Source organism: Bacillus sp. PPSBB_11 (assembly GCF_038023285.1).
GTDB lineage: Bacteria > Bacillota > Bacilli > Bacillales > Bacillaceae > Bacillus > Bacillus altitudinis.
The window spans coordinates 2,535,549-2,555,751 of record NZ_CP150633.1 but is presented as its reverse complement, the minus strand read 5'-3'; the positions used below and the strand labels follow the sequence as shown (position 1 = coordinate 2,555,751).

Here is a 20,203-nt window from a genome sequence, read left to right as displayed (position 1 = left end):
ACATCAGCATGACGAAATCAAGAAGTATTTAGTAAAATTGTAATATGTCACTTTTTTTGTGAATGTTTGTCTTTACGATTCTATCGCCTTTAAAAACGTTTCCGCTGGCTCCGCAATCATAGACTCCTCGCTGATTCGGTGCTCATCGAAATACTTTTTCACGATATAAAATCCAGTGGCATAGCCAAGCATTTTGGGGTAGTTCCCTTTTCCATAAAGGAGATTCTGTATCAGCCTTTCGTCGTCCTGCACTTTCTGATAAAGGTGACTGGATACCCATTTCTTGTACATGCGCTGCAGCTGCGATTCGTCATATAAAGTCGTCCACTTTGCTGTATAGCTTTCTCCATATCTATGATACACAGCATATTCAGCGAGCCCCTCCATCATGATTGTATCAAGGAATGTAAAATCTTTTTCTTCTTTCGTGAGAAAATGCAACCTGCATACATGGTGATATTCATGCGTCAGCAACGTACCGATTCGATCCTTTGGTGTATGCGGGGATAAAAAAAGAAAGATTTTGTCATCAAATGCCATGCCGGATTGAAAGTAAAATTGTTCTCTGATCTCTTTGCTGCTCTCATTAACAGGCAAAATAAAGACGGGGACATTAGGACCTCCCCACTTTTTTTGCAGCGCTTTGTATTCTTTCATCACAAGCTTGAAATACCCTTTTTCTTTGAGCTTGTCGATCATTTCCTGGCAGGCGTTCCATGATCGAACCATCCCGTGATGTTGTAAATGGGCGAGAATAGGTGATCCTTCTTTTTTATCCGCACCTTTAAAATAAGGGACAAAACGTGCCGCCAGCTCCTGAAATGATGATGATTGCTCAATGAGATATTGTGTATTGATCAGACCCATACCGCTGAACACCTCCATTTTCATCATATGCAAAAAGGCGGCGATCTGTTTATAGATCACCGCCTTCTTAAGACATATTACGCTTCGTATTTTTTGAAGATAATTGTCGCATTGTGCCCGCCAAAACCAAGTGAGTTGCTCAACGCAACTTGTACTTCTTTTGAACGTGCTTCATTTGCTACATAATCAAGATCACATTCTTCATCTGGTGTTTCAAGGTTAATCGTTGGCGGAATGACACTGTCTTTAATCGCCAGAACAGAGAAAATCGCTTCTACTCCGCCTGCTGCGCCAAGTAAATGACCTGTCATTGATTTTGTCGAACTGATCGCAAGCTGATTCGCATGCTCTCCAAACACTTCTTTAATCGCCATTGTTTCAAACTTATCATTATACGGTGTGCTTGTTCCGTGGGCATTGATATAATCAATTTCTTCCACTGTTAAACCTGCATCACGAATGGCTTCTTTCATTGCACGTACGCCGCCTTCTCCATTTGGAGCAGGTGCTGTGATATGGTATGCATCTCCAGTTGAACCGTAGCCAACGATTTCTGCATAAATGGTCGCACCACGTTTTAACGCATGCTCTAATTCTTCAAGAACAACAATTCCCGCTCCCTCACCCATCACAAATCCGTCACGGCTTTTATCAAATGGACGACTTGCTGTATCTGGATCAGGATTTGTCGAAAGGGCTTTGTTTGCACAGAAGCCAGCAAACGACATTTTCGTTAACGGTGCTTCTGTTCCACCTGTAATCATCGCATCTGCATCTCCGCGCTGAATGACTTTAAAGGCATCACCAATGGAGTTTGTTCCTGTCGCACATGCTGTTACTGTACAAGAGTTAACCCCTTTTGCGCCAAGAGCAATTGAAATTTGGCCTGTTGCCATATCTGGAATCATCATTGGAACAAAGAACGGGCTTACGCGTCTTGCTCCTTTATTCGAATACACTTCGAATTGCTCTTCGAATGTTTCAAGTCCGCCAATACCAGATCCAACCCATACCCCAACACGAGGTGCGTTTTCATCTGTAATTTCAAGGCGTGAATCATCTAAAGCCTTTTGAGCAGCAACGACTGCATATTGTGTGAAGCGTGCCATCTTTCTCGCTTCTTTTTTCTCCATGTAATCTTCGATGTTAAAATCTTTTAGTTCTGCAGCTACTTTTGCTGTATATTCACTTGAATCAACACGTGTGATCGGGCCAACACCTGATACACCTGCTACAGCATTTTTCCATGTTGTCTCTACATCGTTGCCAAGAGGTGTCAAAGCACCTAATCCTGTAACAACTACTCGTTTCTTATCCATTAATTTGTGCACCCCACTCTTTTATCGGCCCCATCGCATAGCGATTGCGCCCCACGTTAATCCTCCACCAAAACCAACCATTACAATCACATCGCCGTCATGAATTTTTCCGGCTTCGATTTCTTCACATAGTGAAATTGGAATGGATGCTGCTGATGTGTTTCCATATTTATGGACTGTTTTCGACATTTTTTCAACTGGCAGCTCTAAGCGTTCGCGTGCTGCTTCCATAATGCGAATGTTTGCTTGATGCGGAATCAAGAAGTCTACGTCTTCTTTTGATAGTCCAGCTTTTTCAATCACGTTTACGCTTGACTCGCCCATTTGTCTCACAGCAAATTTAAATACTTCTCTTCCATTCATGATTGTATGATCTTTTTCATCTAAGTACAAGTGCTTCCCGCCGCTTCCATCGGCTCCAAGCTCAAATGATAGAATTCCCTTGCCTTCGCTGACTGTTCCTAGTACAGCAGCACCTGCTCCATCTCCAAACAAAACAGCTGTGTTGCGGTCATCCCAGTCGGTAATGCGAGAAAGCTTTTCTACACCAACGACAAGCACGTGTTTGTAAGTGCCTGATTCGATAAATTGTTTTCCAGTAACAAGCCCATACATAAAGCCAGCGCAGGCAGCGCTAATATCCATTGCACATGCTTTATGTGCACCGAGCTGCTCTTGAATCATACAAGCGACTGTCGGAAATGCTTGATCTGGCGTAACTGTCGCTACAAGAATCATATCAATATCTTCTGCAGCCACATCTGCGTCAGCTAATGCTTTTTTTGCAGCAGCAAGCGCCATATGAGATGTATTGACATCATCAGATGCAATTCTTCTTTCTTCTATACCTGTTCTAGTACGAATCCACTCGTCAGAAGTTTCAACCATTTTTTCTAAATCACGATTTGTTAATACTTTTTCAGGTATATAGCGGCCAAGGCCAATAATTCCAGCATTCATTGAATAAGACTCCTTTTACTCATACGAGCATGTGATATTGTGATCTTATATTAGTATCTGGTACTAATTTTACCTTATTTTTTTCTCCTTGGCAATACAAACGTCTAACCTTTCCTCTCACTTTTTTCATAGATTAATGATATACCAATAGTAGAAAGGAACATGTGATATGGCGCAAAAGGATATTTTCTCAGCAATGATGTTTGGTCAGCCACTTGAAAAAGAGAAAAGCAAGACAGAAAAAAAGGAGGAGCGTGCAGAGACTTCTTCAAGTGATGACTCCATTGACTACATGCATGTCATGAATCAAATTGGAAACATTATGAACTCCATCGATGAGCTGAAGCCTGTGTTTAAAGATGTTGGTCCTATGATTAGTGCCTTCAAGAAAAAATTATCATAAAAAAAAGCCACTATTCTGTGGCTTTTTTTGATTGTTGACAAAGGGCTAAAATCTTTTAGCCCTTTGTCTTCTTCTCAGCGTGATAGAAAACCTTTGCAGTCTAGGAAGGACGAGCACTGGAGCGGAGCGAATTTGTCATTCGTGAGCACCAGCGCGCAGGACTGACAAAGAATGCGAGGGTTTGTCTACACGCTGAAAGCCACTATTCTGTGGCTTTTTCTGATGCTGCATCTGCTTTTCCAAGCTCGTATGCCTCTTGCATGACAGATGTAAACAAAGAGAGAAGTGGCTGAAGTGCTTGTGGATCAAGCTGAATCCCTGCTTTATCTAATTCTTCTTTTGCTTGTGGAAAATACTTCATCGCAATTTGTAAAAACTCCATCGATTTTTCGTGTTGCATGTTCAACGTCCTCACTTTTCATTTGGCAATTTGCCTGTTTTTTTGTAATTCGCAATATCCTTCTCAATGTCTTTCACAAAAGCGCGGTCTATGGTTGAGCTAAATTTCCCCATTTCGATCACTCCTTCTTTAAAGTCAAAGGAGTACTCACCTTGTTCGTTTAGCTTGCCTTCATTAAACTTCTTCGCAATGATACTGTACGCTTTATCGACATGCTGTACTGTGCTAGTTAACACCGTATGGCTTCCAAGGTTGGATTGATCAGTGACATATCCGATCGCAGATAAGTTGTCGGTTTTGATTTGTTCAATGACAGGGATATTATAACCATCACCTGCTGGATACACAACATCTACACCTTGTTTTTTCAATTTTTGATAGAGGTTCACCGCTTTGTCAGCATCATCCCAGTTTTCGACAAATTCCGCTAGGACTTGCACATGTTCGTCCTGATATTTTGCACCTTTGATAAAACCGTCTACTTCACTTTGCCAATCATATGTAGCCAGAATACCAATCTTTTTTGTTTTGGACATATGTGCTGCTGTCATGCCTCCGAAAAAGCCCATTGCTTCTCCTTTAAACGTGACGTTTGTGACATTATCAGCTTGAGGCTTGCCTCCATTGACCGTGATAAATTGTGTTTTCGGATAATCTTCACTGATCAAGTTGAAAATTTCGCTGTATTCATTGCCATGGCCAATAATCAAATTGACTCCTTTTTTATGAAATTCTTCAATGGCATCAACGATTTTCTCCTTGTCGACCATCCCTTCCTTATAATAAACATCTACACCAAATGTTGATTGGATATTTAATAAGCCTTTATAACCTTTCGTTCCCCAAACTTGATCATTAATCGTATCGGGGACGAGTAAACCCACCTTCTCAATATGTCCTTTTAACGGCGCCTGCGAGCAGGCAGATAGCATAAGAAGAAGGAACGAAAAGATCATGACAAGCCGCTGGTACTTCATGCCATGTTCAACTCCCTTTGCAACACGCAGGCATGAACCTGTATGTTAAATATAGGTTTATTTTATACTGAAAAAAGATAAGATGGAAGATCATTCTTGCTTTTTGTCGAAAAATGTTGAGTTTTGTCTTTTCCATTCTGCTATGATTTCTTCTGCTTGTTTGTCATCTGTTTGTCTTTCTACCTTCAATTGATGGATCATTTCCTCCCTTTGATCAGTCCGTGCCCACTTTAAAAGCTCCTTTGCGACATCTTCTACAAAAAATGTGTGATCATCCTTTATTCGTCTCTCTTCATGGAGTGTCCACGGACCAAACATGTGTGGAAGGATAACAGCCGAAACGCTTTGTTCATGCGAATGGCTTTCGGGTTCTTCGTAAAACAAGCGGTATATGCCATGCTTCGCTTCGAGGTCTGTCTCTCTGTTCATTGAATCATCTGATTGAAAAAAGATCAGGTCATATGCCTCTTTCCTATCTTGACCATCAATAACGCGGACAAGATCATTGCGGCCGAGCCACATCATCCGCTCTTCTAATAACATTTTTTGCTCCTCTGACTGCTCCTTAGGATATGTGATATCCACTTGTATGCCCTCTTTCATCATATATTCACAAAGTGTCAGTCCAAAAAATTCATCTGCACCTATGATCAGTCCTATTTCCATGTTCATGTCCCCTTTTTTAGCATATCGAATAAAAAGAAGAGCCCTTTCCATGAAGGGCTGTTATCATCCTATTCATTACAATTCTCTTTCATGCGATTTATAAAACTTGTGAATGGACTGAAAGATTCTTCTTGGATGATCAAACATATGCAAGGTGAGGTCCATCTGACAATGGTCTGGATTCATCATATGTTGATCAATAAAAGGCTTTGCATGTAGTTCATAGGCATACGGTGCGCCGTTTAGTCTCTGCCATATATGAATCGGTACATGAGCTGAATGAACGGGGCAAGAAGGAAGTGGATACGTTTCTGCTTCCTTTGCAGAGCACCCATAGCTCTGTGCGAGTTCTTTCATGAACTGTTTGTAGAAGAATTTGTGTTCCTTTTCTCTTTCTCTTTGTGCTTGCAGGTGTAAACATGGATTCATCATGGCTATAGACCTTAGCACTTCTGGCATTTCTTCGGCAAGACTCATGGCGACAAGTGCGCCCATTCCCTCTGCCAGCACATGAATTTCCCGGTTTAATATTTCTTGTTTTAATGTGTGATGAACAAGCTGTTTCGCACTAAAAACAGCATCTTCACATCCCCAGTGATTCCCATGAAGATGACTATTAAACAATGTATATCCTTCATCCTTTAAAGCAGTTAATAGCTGGTTTCTTCCGTAATGCTGAAGCCAGAATGATGTATTTTCCTGCACAAAGTGATTTCGGTCACCGAGGATTAGAATGCCAAAGCCATTTGGTTTTTGAGGAAGGTGAATGACGTTCCACTGGGAACCAAGCTGGAAAAAACGTTCGCTTACACCCATATGGCCAGCCTCCTTTCAGTGATTCTGCTTTCTATGATATGAACAACAACTCTTGTAGGAATAAGGAAATCCCCTAAAGACAGAAGAATTCTTTTTATTTTTATAGTAGAAGGTCTCAAAATGATCACATAAAGGCGGAAAACAGTCTTTTCTCTGAACTCGTATCTATGGTATGATAGTCAATAGATTGTTACATAAAGGACGGTGGAATAATGCATTACATTATCACCCTCATTTGGACTTTTCTGCTGACACATATGGCTGGTTACATCGTTTCATCTATGAATGGAGCTGCTTATGATTTTACGTTAACTTCCATTCTTGCCATAGTGTTTACGGTTATTTTATTCATCTTTGCTGAAGTAAGTCCAATGAAAGAAACAGAAAGTTCAACAGAACATTCTTAATATTGCTGGAAAAGAGCTAATGATTTGAGATTAGCTCTTTTTCTTTTTTTCAGAATGATGACCAGAAGTTGAGAGCGCACGCTAAAACCCCCTGCCGTCAATTACAGGGGGTTTTTGAGTTACACCTCAACCGTTTCGGACTTCTGTTTGTCTGCTGACAAATGGCTTTTCGCTAGCCCTGTGAACAGGAAGATCGCAATGCCTGATAAAATCTCAAGCACACCCCCCCCCGCAATGACAGGTCCTGCTCCAAAGCGTTCTGCCAGAACGCCCGATATGACGGCTGCAAGCGGGAGAAAGACATTTGATGACGCATTGATCACGGCATATACTTGCGGCTGATCTTCTTGGTCAACAGACGTTTGAATAATGACCATCTCTGGGACATTGATTGCACTGACGGCTGCACCAAAAATAAAGGAAGCTAGAAGAACGACTGGAAGCCATGTACTCATTCCAGTGATAAAGAATGCAGCTCCTTCAATCATGCCTGCGACAATAAAGAACAAGCCGAATCTTTTGATTTTCACCTTCGCCAGTGCAAAGCCCATCATAAACGCACCAACTGCGGCGACACCTCTTAAAATGGAATACACCATTGAATCACTTTGCAGCGCTTCTGCTACATATACAGCGGATAATGCCTGCCACGGAGCTGCGGCGACATTCATTAAAATACAATAAAGGGTTAGTGCAAATAAAATATGATGATTTTTAACGACTAGAAAGCCTCTTTTTAAGTTATACAGATATGTATTCTTTGCTTGTTTAATGTCTGCTGCTTTTTCTGCATCTGACTTTTGGAGTTTAACGCCAATAATGAACAAGCCCGATATGATGAATAAAGCAGTGGTGATCAGGAGCGTATCTGCAGGTCCAATTAATTTGACCAAAAGACCAGCGACCATCACCGCAGCAAGTGCGACAATTTCAAAAGATGATTGCAGGATCGCATTTGCTTTTTGAATGAGATGCTTTGGAACAATCTGCGGAAGGATAGCCACAGAAGCCGGGTTATAGGCTGCACCTGTTGCCGATTGAATAACCATTAATGAGATCAATAACCATAGAGGCAATATGTGCGAAAAATGCAGTAGTGGAATAATGAGTACAATGGTTGCTCGAATGACATCTGAAGCAAACATCCATTTAGATAAATGGTGTCTTTTCATAAGAGGTCCTAGTATTGGGGCCAACAATGATGAAGGAAGAACTGTCACTGCTAGAAGAAGTCCGGTACCGAGCGCTCCATCCCCTCTTAAAATCAATAACCAAAGAACGGATGTAAAAGCAAAACTTTCTCCTGTATTTTTTATGAGTCTTGATATGAACAATGAGGTGAAGCGTTTATTCCAAACACTTTCACTGAGATTCATCTTTTCCATCACACAAATCCTTTCAACCTTATACTATTCTTACATATTTTACCTTAAACTTTCTTTTTTTCATACTATTTATTTGAAAATTGGAACTTAATTGTTTTTTATTATAAAGAAAAAAGAGGCATGACACATGCCTCTAAAGACTTATTCATATGGACTCTTAGTCAATTGCTTACGGCTTTCTTTGGTAAGTCCAAACGCGGTTATGGTTCGAGTTATCTGGAAAGACGTCTCCTGCTTTAAGCTTTATCTTTAAAGGATCTTTCACCATACTACCGGTCTCACCGATTTCGATATAAACACCATTATTAGGTGCCTTATTACCAGATTTAAACTGATGCTGTTGACCCATTTCCATCCTCCTTTCTCGATTGATGTTATTATGTCCCATCCATTGTCTCTCCAATCCAACATGTAAAAAGTCCCTGCTCAGTCGAGACAGGGACACTTGTGATTTATTTAGGTTGTTGATACATGAGCTCTTTGATTAACGCTTTTTGCACATGCAGGCGATTTTCTGCTTGCTGGAATACTTTAGAGTGTGGTCCATCAATGATATCAGCCGTCACTTCTTCTCCGCGGTGTGCCGGCAAACAATGAAGGAAGATATAATCTGCTGCTGCATGTTGCATGAGTTCCTCATTGACTTGATATTCTTTAAATTCAGCTAGACGTTTCTCTGTTTCAGCTTCCTGTCCCATGCTTGTAAATACGTCTGAATAAATGACATCTGCATCCTGAACAGCAGCTACTGGATCTGTTGTGACGATGACTTCTGCGCCTGATAGTTTTGCAAACGCCTGGGCAGTGTCTGTCACCTCTTGAAGAGGTTCATAGCCTTTTGGTGATGCAACGGCAATGTCACAGCCTAACTGCGCGCAGCCGACTATTAAGGAATGAGCCACATTATTCCCATCACCGATGTACGCCACTTTCACACCTTTTAGTGTGCCTTTCGCTTCTTTAATCGTCAGTAAATCAGCCAGTGCCTGACATGGATGAGAGTAGTCCGTTAGTCCGTTGATCACTGGAATAGAGGCGTATTTTGCAAGTTCTTCTACCTTCTCATGTTCAAAGGTTCGAATCATAATGCCATCTACATACCCAGACAGCACCTGCGCTGTATCACCAATCGTTTCTCCTCTGCCAATTTGCAGATCATTTGAGCTGAGGAAGAGCGCATGTCCGCCTAGCTGCGTCATGCCCGCTTCAAACGAGACACGGGTTCTAGTTGAAGATTTTTCAAAGATCATCGCTAATGTTTTTCCTTTGAATAAATCTTGATATGGATGTTGTTTCATTTCTTCTGCTTTTTCAATTAAGTACGCAATATCATTGATCGAAAAGTCTTTTAACGATAAAAAGTCTTTTCCGTATAATGCCGGTTGCACGTCGACTTGGCTCATGCCGTCACTTCCTTTTTATATAATTCGTGGAGAGATACTGGTGATACATCTCCATCTTTTCCTTGCAGGAACGCTTGCGCTGTTTCATATTCGGTTAGAACTTGAACACCATGTGTGAGTGCTTTTACACGCTGTTCTTTTGCCTCTTCATCATCACCTAAATGAATGTGAAGCGATTTATCGTCTTGTTGCAGCCACGATTCAAAGCTGCCAGTCCAGACGTTAAAGCCTGCTCGTGTAGCTTCATCTATGAGTAATTCACTGCCATGAATATAGAGGGTCCCTTTCTGTTGCCAGATCGGCGCAAACACTTTTTTCAAAGCGCTTTCGACGTTCTTTCCAACACACATTCCTTCACCCGTCGCTTTCATTTCAGGTGTCAGCTTTAAATCGATATCTTGAATGGCATGTGAGGAGAAGACTGGGAATTTAACAGCTGTGCCCCCCTTATTCTTCGTTACAGGATTCAATTCTTCAAGCGTTGCACCAGCTAACAGCTGTGTCGCCATTGGGATCATGTCAACACCCATGACTTTACTTACAACTGGAACAGTCCGGCTTGCCCGAGGATTCACCTCTAATACGAGCGCCTGGTTCCCTTTCATCACAAATTGAATATTCATGATGCCTTTAAAAGCTAATTTCTTTGCGATTTGTTCAGAAGCGTTATACACCTGCTCTTTGATGTCTTCACTAATAGAGACACTTGGCAAGATGGCAAAGCTGTCACCTGAGTGTACGCCCGCTTTTTCAATATGCTCAACGATTGTTGGAATGAATGTCGTCTTTCCGTCTGAAATGAGATCCACTTCCACTTCTTTTCCAGTGACGTACTCATCAATTAAGATCGGATAAGGTAAATGATCTGGCTGATCAAGTATTGCTGCCAATTGAGCTTCTGTATGGACAACGATCATGCCCATTCCCCCAATGACATATGATGGACGAATAAGAACAGGGTACCCGATGCTTGCAGCATGCCCCAGTGCTTCTTCTTTTGAATGAGCTGTATCTCCTTTTGCATGAGGAAGATTCAGTTCATCAAGAAGCTGATAGAATAAATCGCGATCTTCTAATGCATCTAGTGTGTCAAAGGACGTGCCTAACAAGGTAACGCCGGCTTTTTCTAAACCTTCCGCCACATTGATTGCTGTCTGCCCGCCAAATTGAACGATGACAAAATCAATTTGCTCCGCTTCAACTACGTTTAAAATATGTTCCAACGTGATAGGCTCAAAGTATAAACGATCTGCAATCTCATAATCGGTACTAACCGTTTCTGGATTGTTGTTCATCATGATGGTTTCAAATCCAAGCTTTTGTAGAGTAAGAACGCCGTGAACGGCACTATAATCAAACTCAACTCCCTGACCAATTCGAATCGGACCGGAGCCAATGATGAGTGCACGCTGCTTTGTTTTCTCTTGATGCTCTCCATCACTTTTGCCAAAGTACGTTGAATAGAAGTAATTCGTTTTTGCATCGAATTCAGCCGCACATGTATCGACAATTTTAAATGAAGCGGCAATGCCATACTCTTGGCGAAGCTGTCTGATATCTTGTTCACTGCGATCCGTCAGAGAAGCGATTGTTTCATCAAGAAAGCCTTTTTCCTTCACTTTTCTTAAGGTGTCTTTGGATAGCGTCCCCTGATGATTCTTCAATTCTTGTTCGAGTGTGATCATATTCTTGAAAACATGTAAGAAAAACAGATCAATCTTCGTCGTTTCATGAATCGTTTCAACGGTTTCTTGTCTGGAAAGCAGCTCCATGACAGCGAAGAAACGGCGATCGTCCGGTGTTTTGATTAATTCAAATAACTGTTCAGTCGTATGTTCTTTCAGTTCAGGCAAGTGGAAGCCCTTTGTTTTGATTTCAAGCGATGCGACGGCTTTTTGAATGGCAGATTCTAAATTACGGTCAATCGCCATGACTTCACCAGTCGCCTTCATTTTTGTGCCTAATTTCCGGTCTGCCTGTTTAAATTTATCGAACGGCCAGCGCGGGAATTTCACCACGACATAATCGAGTGCCGGTTCAAAGCTAGCATACGTTGTTCCTGTAAGCGGATTTTTCAATTCATCTAGTGTATAACCGACCGCAAGTTTTGCCGCCATTTTGGCAATCGGATAGCCTGTTGCTTTCGATGCAAGAGCAGAAGACCGGCTGACCCGAGGGTTGACCTCAATGACAAAATATTCTTTGCTGAGTGGATCGAGAGCGAATTGGATATTACAGCCGCCAACGACATCAAGCGCTGAAATAATTTTTAAGCTCGCTGAGCGGAGCATTTGATAATCCTGATCCGTTAATGTCTGTGACGGCGCAACGACAATCGAGTCACCTGTATGCACACCAACTGGATCGATATTTTCCATGTTACATACAGTGATACACGTATTTTGACGATCTCTCATGACCTCATACTCGACTTCTTTAAAGCCAGCAATGCTTTTTTCAACTAAGCACTGATGAATCGGACTCGCTAGAAGAGCACCTTCAATCAGCGGTTTAAAAGCCTCTTCAGTTAAAGCGATGCCTCCCCCTTTACCACCAAGTGTGTAGGCTGGTCGAAGAATGACAGGAAAGCCCACTTCTTTTGCAAATTGAAGGGCGTCTTTCGCATTATCCACAATTTCACTTTCTGGTACAGGTTCATTCAAATGCTTCATGAGAGCACGGAATTTCTCACGATCTTCACCGTTTTCAATTGTTTCAACTGACGTTCCGAGCAGTTTTACCCCATGCTTTTTCAGCACACCGGCTTTTTCTAGCTCGACAGCAAGGTTTAAAGCTGTCTGTCCGCCAAGATTGGCTAAAAGACCATCTGGTTTCTCTTTTTCAATGATTCTTGTCACTGAATCAACTGAAAGCGGTTCAAAATAAATTTCATCAGCAAATGACTCGTCTGTCATAATAGTTGCTGGGTTGTTATTCACTAAGATGACGTTGTAGCCTTCTTCTTTTAAGGCCATACAACCTTGTGTTCCTGAGTAATCAAATTCTGCTGCCTGACCAATGATGATTGGACCAGACCCGATGACTAGAATGGTTTGTATGCTTTGATCTTTAGGCATGTGCGACTTCTCTCCTTGCTTGTTTCACTTTCTCAATAAAATCATCGAATACCCATTCACTTTCTGCAGGGCCTGGGTGTGCTTCTGGATGAAATTGAACGGACATAATCAGCTTCTCTTTATGAATGAATCCTTCAACAGATCCGTCATTCACGTGGAGGAATTTGACGTCCACTTCTTTGTCATTCATGCTTTTTTCATTGACCACATAGCTATGATTTTGGCTTGTCATAAAGACACGTTTTGATTCTGTATCTTGTACAGGATGATTCGCCCCGCGGTGGCCAAAAGGAAGCTTATACGTATCCCCGCCAAGCGCAAGAGCAATTAATTGATGACCTAAGCAAATGCCTAGTGTCGGGAAGGTCATCATGATGTCATGAATGGTTTTTAAATATGGCTTCATTGTTTTTGGATCTCCAGGTCCATTTGACAAAAGGATCGCATCTGGCTTGATATCAAATACCTTTTCCATTTGTTTGTACGGAATCACTGTGACTTTACAGCCACGCGCTTCGAGTGAGTCTGCAATAGATTTTTTAAAGCCAAAATCAATGAGTGCTACATGTTCCTCGCCGCTGCCTTGTGTGTATACTTCATCTTCTGTGACCTGCTCAACCACATTGTCTTGCTTCATTGCAGGCGGCGTTTCATTTTCGTCTAAACTAAGCACTGCATTCATCGTTCCATTGGCTCGAATGTTCTGCACGACTGCGCGAGTATCTGTATGTGTAAGAAGCGGAATGTTCCACTTCTGTAAATAATCTTTTAAGCTTACGGCTGCAAGGTGATGAGAAAAATGCTCAGCTGCCTCATAGACAACGACCGCTTTTACTTGTGGTTTTTTGCTCTCAAAGTCTTCATGATTGATGCCGTAATTTCCGATGAGCGGATATGTGAAGACAATGATTTGTCCTTTATAAGAAGGATCTGTGAGCACCTCTTGATAACCTGTCATCCCTGTAAAAAAGACCACTTCACCTGTCATGCCAGCTTCTCCTGTCAGATCTCCTTCAAAAGAGGCTCCATCTTCTAAATTTAAATAACCTTTCATGCTTGTGTCACCCCATATTGAATAATTAATAATATAAATGCATGTTTATGCGTTCTGGTGTAAAAAAATTTAGACCGTTACTGCTTCATTTGCTAACACTTGAATGATTGCTTCAATGGCTTGATCCAATTCAACTTTTTTGACATTCAGCGGAGGTAATAAACGAATGACATTCGGACCAGCTGGAAGCACAAGCAAACCTTGCTCTCGAAGGGCTGTGATGTAATCACCTACTGGCTGATGACACTCAATTCCTGCCATTAATCCTTTGCCCCTTACTTCTTTCACGATGTTCAGCTGCTTGACTTCTTGCAGTCTCTTTAAGAGGTACGCACCCTTTTCTTTCACTTCTGAAAGAAAGTCTTCTTTGAATATTACATCAAGGGTTGCGTTCACAGCTGACATAGCGAGCATATTGCCACCAAATGTTGTGCCATGAGAGCCTGGAGAAAATGCATCCCCTAAAGCTTTTTTCCCTATCACTGCACCGACTGGAAACCCATTTCCTAAACCTTTTGCGACTGAAATAATATCAGGATCAAGTCCCGATTGCTCATAGGCAAATGCTGTCCCTGTTCGCCCAATACCCGTTTGGATTTCATCTACAATCAGCAGCGCTTGATGTTTTTTGCAAAACGTTTGAACGGCTTCTAGAAATTCAGCTGTAGCTGGATTCACTCCACCTTCACCTTGCACCACTTCCAGCATGACCGCTGCGACATCATCGATTTCACACGCTGTGATCGCTTCAGGGTCATTAAACGGTACATAATGAAAGCCTTCCAGCATCGGTCCAAAACCAGTTTTGATTTTATCTTGACCTGTGGCAGCCATACCAGCATACGTGCGCCCATGGAAAGAGTGCAAAAACGTCACAATATTTGTTTTCCCTGTTGCTTTTCGGGCCAATTTGATAGCCCCTTCATTCGCTTCAGCCCCGCTGTTGCAGAAAAATACGAGATCTCCTGAACTGTTTGCTGCCAGCTTTTCCGCTGCTTTTTCTTGCAGTCCATTTTCAAATAGATTTGATACGTGCCAGACCTCGTCAAGCTGCTTCTTGATGGCTTGATTGACCTTTGGATGATTGTGACCTAAATTCGTGACCGCAATGCCTTGTATAAAGTCTAAATATTTTTTCCCAGTTGTATCAACTGCCCAAGAACCTTCTGCCTCTTTAATTTCAACATTCCACCGTCCGTATGTTTGAAAAAGATGACTCACAGGACCGCCTCCTTTTGTTTTACAATTCGAGTTCCTTTAAAGGTATCTCCTGTAAAAATACTGCCTTTTCCATTTACAATCATGACTTCATCCACATCTCCTGATAAAGCACTGAGCGCGGATTGCACTTTTGGAATCATTCCCCCGGAAATAATACCTTCATCGATGAGCTTGAGAGCTTCTTGTTCGGTGACAACGTCTAACAGCTCACCATTTTTTAAAATTCCTTCCACATCTGTGACAAACATGAGCTTATCAGCTTTCATAGCTCCTGCGACTGCTGATGCTGCAAGATCAGCATTTACATTTAACGTTTGGCATTCTTCGGTCATAGATAGCGGCGCAATGACGGGAATGAATTGTTTCTCCATTAGTGCTTCTGCCATCTCTGGATTGACTTCTTTGATTTCGCCAACGTACCCATATACATCTTGATCGAGAAAATCGGCGACAAGCATCTGTCCATCTTTACCAGATACACCGACAGATGATATATCATGCTTTGCCAACTCTGAAACAAAGTATTTATTCACCGTTCCTGAAAGGACCATTTCGGCTACCTCTAACACCGGCTTTGTTGTTTTGCGCTGTCCATCTACAAATTCCGTCTTCACTTCTAATTTTTGCAGCATGCTCGTGATTTCAGGACCCCCGCCATGTACGATAGCCAGTTTAAATCCAGCAGCTTGAAGTGAGCGGACATTTTCATAAAAGGTATCGGAAAGTTCTCGAATGACACTGCCTCCACACTTGAACACGATCGTTTTATCCATGTCTATCTCCTTCATTATGTGCGATAGCTCGCGTTAATTTTCACATAATCATAGGTAAGGTCACAGCCCCATGCTGCCGCTTCACCATTTCCTTCATTCATTTGAATGAAAATCGTAATCTCATCCTGCTCTAGATACGCTTTTGCTTCCTCTTCTGAGAAAGACTGAGGTTCATTATGTTTAAACAGACATTGCCCGCCTAAGTAAACTTCAACCTCTTCTGGCGTGACAGAAGCTGCGCTATGACCGATTGCTCCAATAATCCGTCCCCAGTTGGCGTCCGTACCATATACGGCTGTTTTCACAAGACTTGAACCTACGATTTTTTTTGCAATAATACCCGCTTCTAAGTTGTTTTTTGCACCAACAACTTTCACTTCGATTAATTTGGTTGCGCCTTCTCCGTCTCTTGCAATCTCTTTTGCTAGATCTTCACAGGCTAGTTTTAATCCTTCTTTAAACAATGGCCATTCTGGATGTTCTTCATTCAGTGCCTGGTTTTCTGCCATCCCATTTGCCATCACAAGCACCATATCGTTAGTTGATGTTTCTCCATCGACGGTAATTTGATTAAACGTCACATCTGTAATGTCACGAAGAGCATTTTGCAAAGCTTCTTGTTCGACATTTGCATCGGTTGTGACAAACCCGAGCATTGTTGCCATGTTCGGATGAATCATACCAGAGCCTTTTGCTGCACCAGAAATGAGAATCTCTTTCCCGTCTATCGTCAAGGAGTATGTCGTATTTTTAATGACTGTATCTGTTGTTAAAATCGCTTCTTCAAAGTGGCCATTTCCTGCTTTTGCTTCTTTTAGCTGAGCGATGCCTGTTTTGATTTTATCCATATCCAGACACTCTCCAATGACACCAGTAGAAGAAACAGCAATGTAATCAGGCTCTGTGCCTAACATGTCTGCACAGGCTGCCTGCATGTCGTATGCATCTTTTAATCCCTGCTCACCTGTGCATGCGTTGGCGATGGCACTATTGACAATGACACCTTTTAGTTTGCCCGTCTTTTTCAAGCTTTTTTGTGTGACTTGAAGAGGCGCAGCTTGAAAGTGACTTTGTGTGTATACCGCTGCACTCGCTGCTGGTACTTCACTGATGATCAAGCCAAGGTCTTTTTTTGAATAGCGTAATCCTATATGAATCCCCTTTGCTTCAAAACCTTTTGGTGATGATACGTCCCCGTCTATTTTGACAATACTTTTTTCATTCAATTCGATCATGTTTGTTGTCTCCCCTGTTCTTATGGATAGAGAGGTGTCATTGTGAGGCCCGCCTCTTCATGTAAGCCTTTGATGATATTGAAGTTTTGAACCGCTTGGCCGGCTGCGCCTTTCATGAGATTATCTATGACAGATACAATCGTCAGTCTGCCTGTTCGCTCATCTAAATGAAAACCAATGTCACAGAAGTTACTGCCGTATACTTCTTTTGTTTGCGGATATATCCCATGATCTCTCACTCTTACAAAATAGGAATCTTCATAAAAGTCCTTCATCCGTTTCATTAATTCTTCTTTTGTGACATCTGATTTCAATTGTGTATACATCGTCGCCATAATCCCTCTTGTCATCGGGACAAGGTGTGTTGAAAATGTGATGTTCGCCGTTTGCGGGTTCCATTCTCTAAGTACTTGTTCTATTTCAGGTGTGTGCTGATGTTCATTCACCTTATAAATTTTAAAGTTATCGTTCAGCTCTGAAAAATGTGTGCCAAGTGAGGCTGATCGTCCTGCACCGGACACCCCGGTTTTTGCATCTATTATGATCATAGATTCATCGATTAAATTCTGTTTCATCAGCGGTGCTAATCCTAGAAGAACTGCAGTAGGAAAGCAGCCTGGGTTTGCAATGACTTCCGCTTGCTTAATGGTTTCACGATTCAATTCAGATAATCCGTATACAGCTTGTTGAACCGATGCTTCATCCGCTGCCCTTCGTTTATACCACGCTTCATAAACAGTTCCATCTTGAATGCGCAAGTCACCTGATAAATCAATAATTGGCACCCCTTGATTCATGAGCTTCGGTGTGAGTTCACTTGAAACGCCTGCTGGTGTCGCTAAAAACACAGCATCTGTTTCTTGCACAATGGTAGCCGGATCAATGGCTTTTAATGTTTGGTCAGTAATCGTTGTCAGATGCGGATAAGATTGACTGTATAATTGCCCATCACCACTTGATGAATACAATATACATTCCTCCACATGTGGATGCTGCTTAAAGATACGAACTAATTCCGCACCGCCGTACCCTGTAGCACCTATAATACCTATTTTCAACGTCAATACACCCTCTTGATCTTTGTGAAATTATTTAACATTATAACATGTATAAAAATTAATTCAATTGTATATTTAATATTTGTTTTCATTTTTTTTCATAAAAAAATCCACATATCTTCGTGAGACATGCGGATTTTATCTATTGTTCTTCATATTGAGGACCAGAAGCGCACTGCATAAATATAATAGGGAACTTGCATAAAAAATCAAATGAATGGTGAAGAAATCAGCAAACAGGCCGCCAAGCATAATGGCGATCGATGAAAAAAGCGCTGTCCAAAAATGATAGTGCCCAACTTCTTTCATACGCTTTTTCTCGTTTGTGAGTTCGGTGACGAGTAGTTTCTCTCCGTGCTTCTGAACACCACCTAGCACACCTAAGGCAAGCTGAATCATATAAACTTGCTCTACTTCTGTGATATGTGGAAAAAGGAGAAGAAGAAACGCCATACCAAACGAATGAATGATTAAAAAGAGACGCCTGTCGGTCATTTCAGGAAGTTTTCCTAATAATAAATGAATGAACGCACCGCTCAAACCAAACAGACCATAAGCAAGACCAAATTGAGAATAGCTCGACCCAACATTTTTAATAAAAAGAATATAAAAAGGGAAAATGAGACTACTGGCGAAAAACAGTAAACTTTGTGAATAGACGAACCATTTCATTGCTTTAGCATTCATTGTGTATTATACCTTTCATAAAAGTAGTTGATAAATCTGCCATCTGGATCTGCTTGCTTTTTCTTTTGAAAGAATTGATCGGTTTTTGGATACGCTTGTTTCATTTGTGCTTTCGTTTGATAAGGCATGTATGGTAAGTAATAGCTTCCATGGTGTCGCAAGGTGATATCTGTCATTTGCCGGATGACCCGCTCTGCTTCTGCCTTCTCTTCTTTCTCAAAACCATAATTCACTAACAAAACAAGTGCAAACATATCTTCTTTCGCATATGAGAGATCCGCTTTTTCATTTTTTTGTACGTAGCGGATCGTGATGTTCATTAGATTCAATTCTTCCTGTTGTAAAAAACCTCTCATGTCATCGATATACGCACGAAAACGATCAACTGGAACAAAGTATTCTTGAAGCACATCGGTATCTGACTCATTTTCATATTCTAAAAAAGCAGAATCAGACCGCATCACGTTATTTCTTGTGATCAGCTGGTCATTTTGACTTTGAAAATACTTCTTTTGCAAGTTCCATAGCAAATCTTTCCCCATATCAAATCTTCTCGAAAGGCCGAGCATAAATTTTAAAGGGATGACGAGCTGATCTTCTTTGAGCTCGCGGTATGGATCGATCTGTTGATCAGAAGTAAGTGAATAATTCGTCACATACATCTCTTTCAAAAAATTTGTTTTCGCTGTAGAGATTCTTGCGAGATGCATGCGCACTTCTTTATTGTTCTTTACATGCTTTTGAAAATAATCAGTGTATTCATCGAAGTGTAGAGAGGTTGTCTCCATTTTATATAATTCATCCTTTGTTAAGGACAGCTCAACATCTAAAATGACACCGAATAAGCCGTATCCTCCAATCACGGCAGTAAATAAATCATCGCTAGGCTTTACTGTGATGATCTCTCCATCTGCTTTTAACAGTGTGAAAGAGCGCACAGTGTCAATAAGTGAGCCGTAGCGAATGTCACGTCCATGTGCATTTGCACTTAACGAGCCACCAATCGTAAAGATGTTTTGAGATTGCATCACCTTTACTGCAAGACCATATGGGTTCACATATGTTTGAATATCATCCCATGTGGCGCCGCTCTGGACCCGAATGGTCTTCTTTTTTTCATTAAATGATACGATTCGGCGAAATTTCGTCATGTCTAGTACAATGCCATTTTCATAATACGTGTGGCCGCCCATACTATGCTGCTTTCCGGCGATTGAAATGGGCAGATTCTTCTCTTTTGCTTCTTCTAATACTTCTTTTAAAGATTCTATTTCTTTTCCTTGCACGACTTTTTTTATTTTGACCGGCATGAGGTGACTCACATCTGTAAACGCCTCAAGTCCTTGTCTTTTGTGTGCTTGATCTTCACGTATAGAGACTGATGCAAAAAAGGCAGCACCATATCCCATCAAAAGGACGATCCATATCCACTTTCGTTTCATTATAGGTACTCCGTTCTATAAAATTACATCCATTATATCAAGCCATACTCCTC

General features: G+C 41.5%; 20 protein-coding genes. 2 read left to right on the top strand and 18 right to left on the bottom strand.

Features of this window, described 5'->3' with window-relative positions; all coding sequences use genetic code 11:
- Positions 1-72 precede the first annotated feature (72 nt).
- The 3 genes from V7L95_RS12480 to V7L95_RS12470 form a co-directional block, all read right to left on the bottom strand.
- Positions 73-867, bottom strand: a complete 795-nt coding sequence (locus V7L95_RS12480) for a DUF2268 domain-containing protein (protein ID WP_046343175.1) — start codon at positions 865-867, stop codon at positions 73-75.
- A 77-nt stretch (positions 868-944) separates the two neighbouring features.
- A complete protein-coding gene (fabF, locus tag V7L95_RS12475) occupies positions 945-2,186 on the bottom strand; it encodes a beta-ketoacyl-ACP synthase II (RefSeq protein WP_268390873.1) in 1,242 nt (413 codons plus the stop codon).
- Between the two features lie 21 nt (positions 2,187-2,207).
- Positions 2,208-3,146 carry a beta-ketoacyl-ACP synthase III gene (locus tag V7L95_RS12470; protein ID WP_008348504.1) on the bottom strand — a complete coding sequence of 313 codons (939 nt, stop codon included), beginning with the start codon at positions 3,144-3,146 and terminating at the stop codon, positions 2,208-2,210.
- Between the two features lie 169 nt (positions 3,147-3,315).
- Between V7L95_RS12470 and V7L95_RS12465 the strand changes: the two genes are divergently transcribed.
- Entirely contained in the window at positions 3,316-3,549 is a 234-nt protein-coding gene (locus V7L95_RS12465; RefSeq protein WP_008348506.1) for a hypothetical protein, read from the top strand.
- A 202-nt stretch (positions 3,550-3,751) separates the two neighbouring features.
- Here the strand turns inward: V7L95_RS12465 and V7L95_RS12460 are convergent, their stop codons facing one another.
- The 4 genes from V7L95_RS12460 to V7L95_RS12445 form a co-directional block, all read right to left on the bottom strand.
- Positions 3,752-3,949, bottom strand: coding sequence for a ComZ family protein (locus V7L95_RS12460; RefSeq protein ID WP_008348507.1), 198 nt, complete (start codon positions 3,947-3,949; stop codon positions 3,752-3,754).
- Between the two features lie 11 nt (positions 3,950-3,960).
- On the bottom strand, positions 3,961-4,926 hold the full coding sequence (locus V7L95_RS12455; protein WP_017360174.1) for a BMP family ABC transporter substrate-binding protein: 966 nt from the start codon (positions 4,924-4,926) through the stop codon (positions 3,961-3,963).
- 90 nt (positions 4,927-5,016) lie between these two features.
- On the bottom strand, positions 5,017-5,592 hold the full coding sequence (locus tag V7L95_RS12450; protein ID WP_268439692.1) for a nad binding enzyme: 576 nt from the start codon (positions 5,590-5,592) through the stop codon (positions 5,017-5,019).
- Between the two features lie 75 nt (positions 5,593-5,667).
- A complete protein-coding gene (locus tag V7L95_RS12445; protein ID WP_007499048.1) occupies positions 5,668-6,408 on the bottom strand; it encodes a hypothetical protein in 741 nt (246 codons plus the stop codon).
- 212 nt (positions 6,409-6,620) lie between these two features.
- Between V7L95_RS12445 and V7L95_RS12440 the strand changes: the two genes are divergently transcribed.
- A complete protein-coding gene (locus V7L95_RS12440) occupies positions 6,621-6,815 on the top strand; it encodes a YjzD family protein (protein ID WP_024720055.1) in 195 nt (64 codons plus the stop codon).
- A gap of 119 nt (positions 6,816-6,934) precedes the next feature.
- Here V7L95_RS12440 and V7L95_RS12435 read toward each other — a convergent pair whose 3' ends face one another.
- The 11 genes from V7L95_RS12435 to V7L95_RS12385 all read right to left on the bottom strand — a co-directional run bounded on the left by V7L95_RS12435 (position 6,935) and on the right by V7L95_RS12385 (position 20,150).
- Entirely contained in the window at positions 6,935-8,200 is a 1,266-nt protein-coding gene (locus V7L95_RS12435; protein ID WP_007499050.1) for an MFS transporter, read from the bottom strand.
- Between the two features lie 169 nt (positions 8,201-8,369).
- Complete coding sequence (locus V7L95_RS12430; protein WP_008348517.1) at positions 8,370-8,549, bottom strand: YjzC family protein; 180 nt, start codon at positions 8,547-8,549, stop codon at positions 8,370-8,372.
- Between the two features lie 103 nt (positions 8,550-8,652).
- Positions 8,653-9,603: an ornithine carbamoyltransferase gene (gene argF / locus V7L95_RS12425; RefSeq protein WP_340966623.1), complete on the bottom strand. Its 951-nt coding sequence runs from the start codon at positions 9,601-9,603 to the stop codon at positions 8,653-8,655.
- Positions 9,600-12,680 (bottom strand): carbamoyl phosphate synthase large subunit, encoded by a 3,081-nt coding sequence (locus tag V7L95_RS12420; protein WP_340966620.1) that lies wholly within the window; start codon positions 12,678-12,680, stop codon positions 9,600-9,602. The genes argF and V7L95_RS12420 overlap by 4 nt, the downstream gene beginning before the upstream one ends.
- Positions 12,673-13,734, bottom strand: a complete 1,062-nt coding sequence (locus tag V7L95_RS12415; protein WP_007499056.1) for a carbamoyl phosphate synthase small subunit — start codon at positions 13,732-13,734, stop codon at positions 12,673-12,675. Before V7L95_RS12415 ends, V7L95_RS12420 begins: the two co-directional genes overlap by 8 nt.
- 69 nt (positions 13,735-13,803) lie before the next feature.
- The gene (locus V7L95_RS12410; protein ID WP_340966618.1) at positions 13,804-14,955 is read right to left on the bottom strand and encodes an acetylornithine transaminase; all 1,152 of its coding nucleotides are present in this window, start codon (positions 14,953-14,955) and stop codon (positions 13,804-13,806) included.
- Positions 14,952-15,728 carry an acetylglutamate kinase gene (argB, locus tag V7L95_RS12405; RefSeq protein WP_017360181.1) on the bottom strand — a complete coding sequence of 259 codons (777 nt, stop codon included), beginning with the start codon at positions 15,726-15,728 and terminating at the stop codon, positions 14,952-14,954. Before argB ends, V7L95_RS12410 begins: the two co-directional genes overlap by 4 nt.
- A 14-nt stretch (positions 15,729-15,742) precedes the next feature.
- Positions 15,743-16,963: a bifunctional ornithine acetyltransferase/N-acetylglutamate synthase gene (gene argJ / locus V7L95_RS12400; protein WP_098680896.1), complete on the bottom strand. Its 1,221-nt coding sequence runs from the start codon at positions 16,961-16,963 to the stop codon at positions 15,743-15,745.
- A gap of 20 nt (positions 16,964-16,983) precedes the next feature.
- A complete protein-coding gene (argC, locus tag V7L95_RS12395) occupies positions 16,984-18,021 on the bottom strand; it encodes an N-acetyl-gamma-glutamyl-phosphate reductase (RefSeq protein WP_176544686.1) in 1,038 nt (345 codons plus the stop codon).
- Between the two features lie 138 nt (positions 18,022-18,159).
- Positions 18,160-18,708, bottom strand: coding sequence for an MFS transporter (locus tag V7L95_RS12390; RefSeq protein WP_025207139.1), 549 nt, complete (start codon positions 18,706-18,708; stop codon positions 18,160-18,162).
- Complete coding sequence (locus V7L95_RS12385; RefSeq protein WP_138825530.1) at positions 18,705-20,150, bottom strand: FAD-binding oxidoreductase; 1,446 nt, start codon at positions 20,148-20,150, stop codon at positions 18,705-18,707. The genes V7L95_RS12390 and V7L95_RS12385 overlap by 4 nt, the downstream gene beginning before the upstream one ends.
- Positions 20,151-20,203 lie beyond the last annotated feature (53 nt).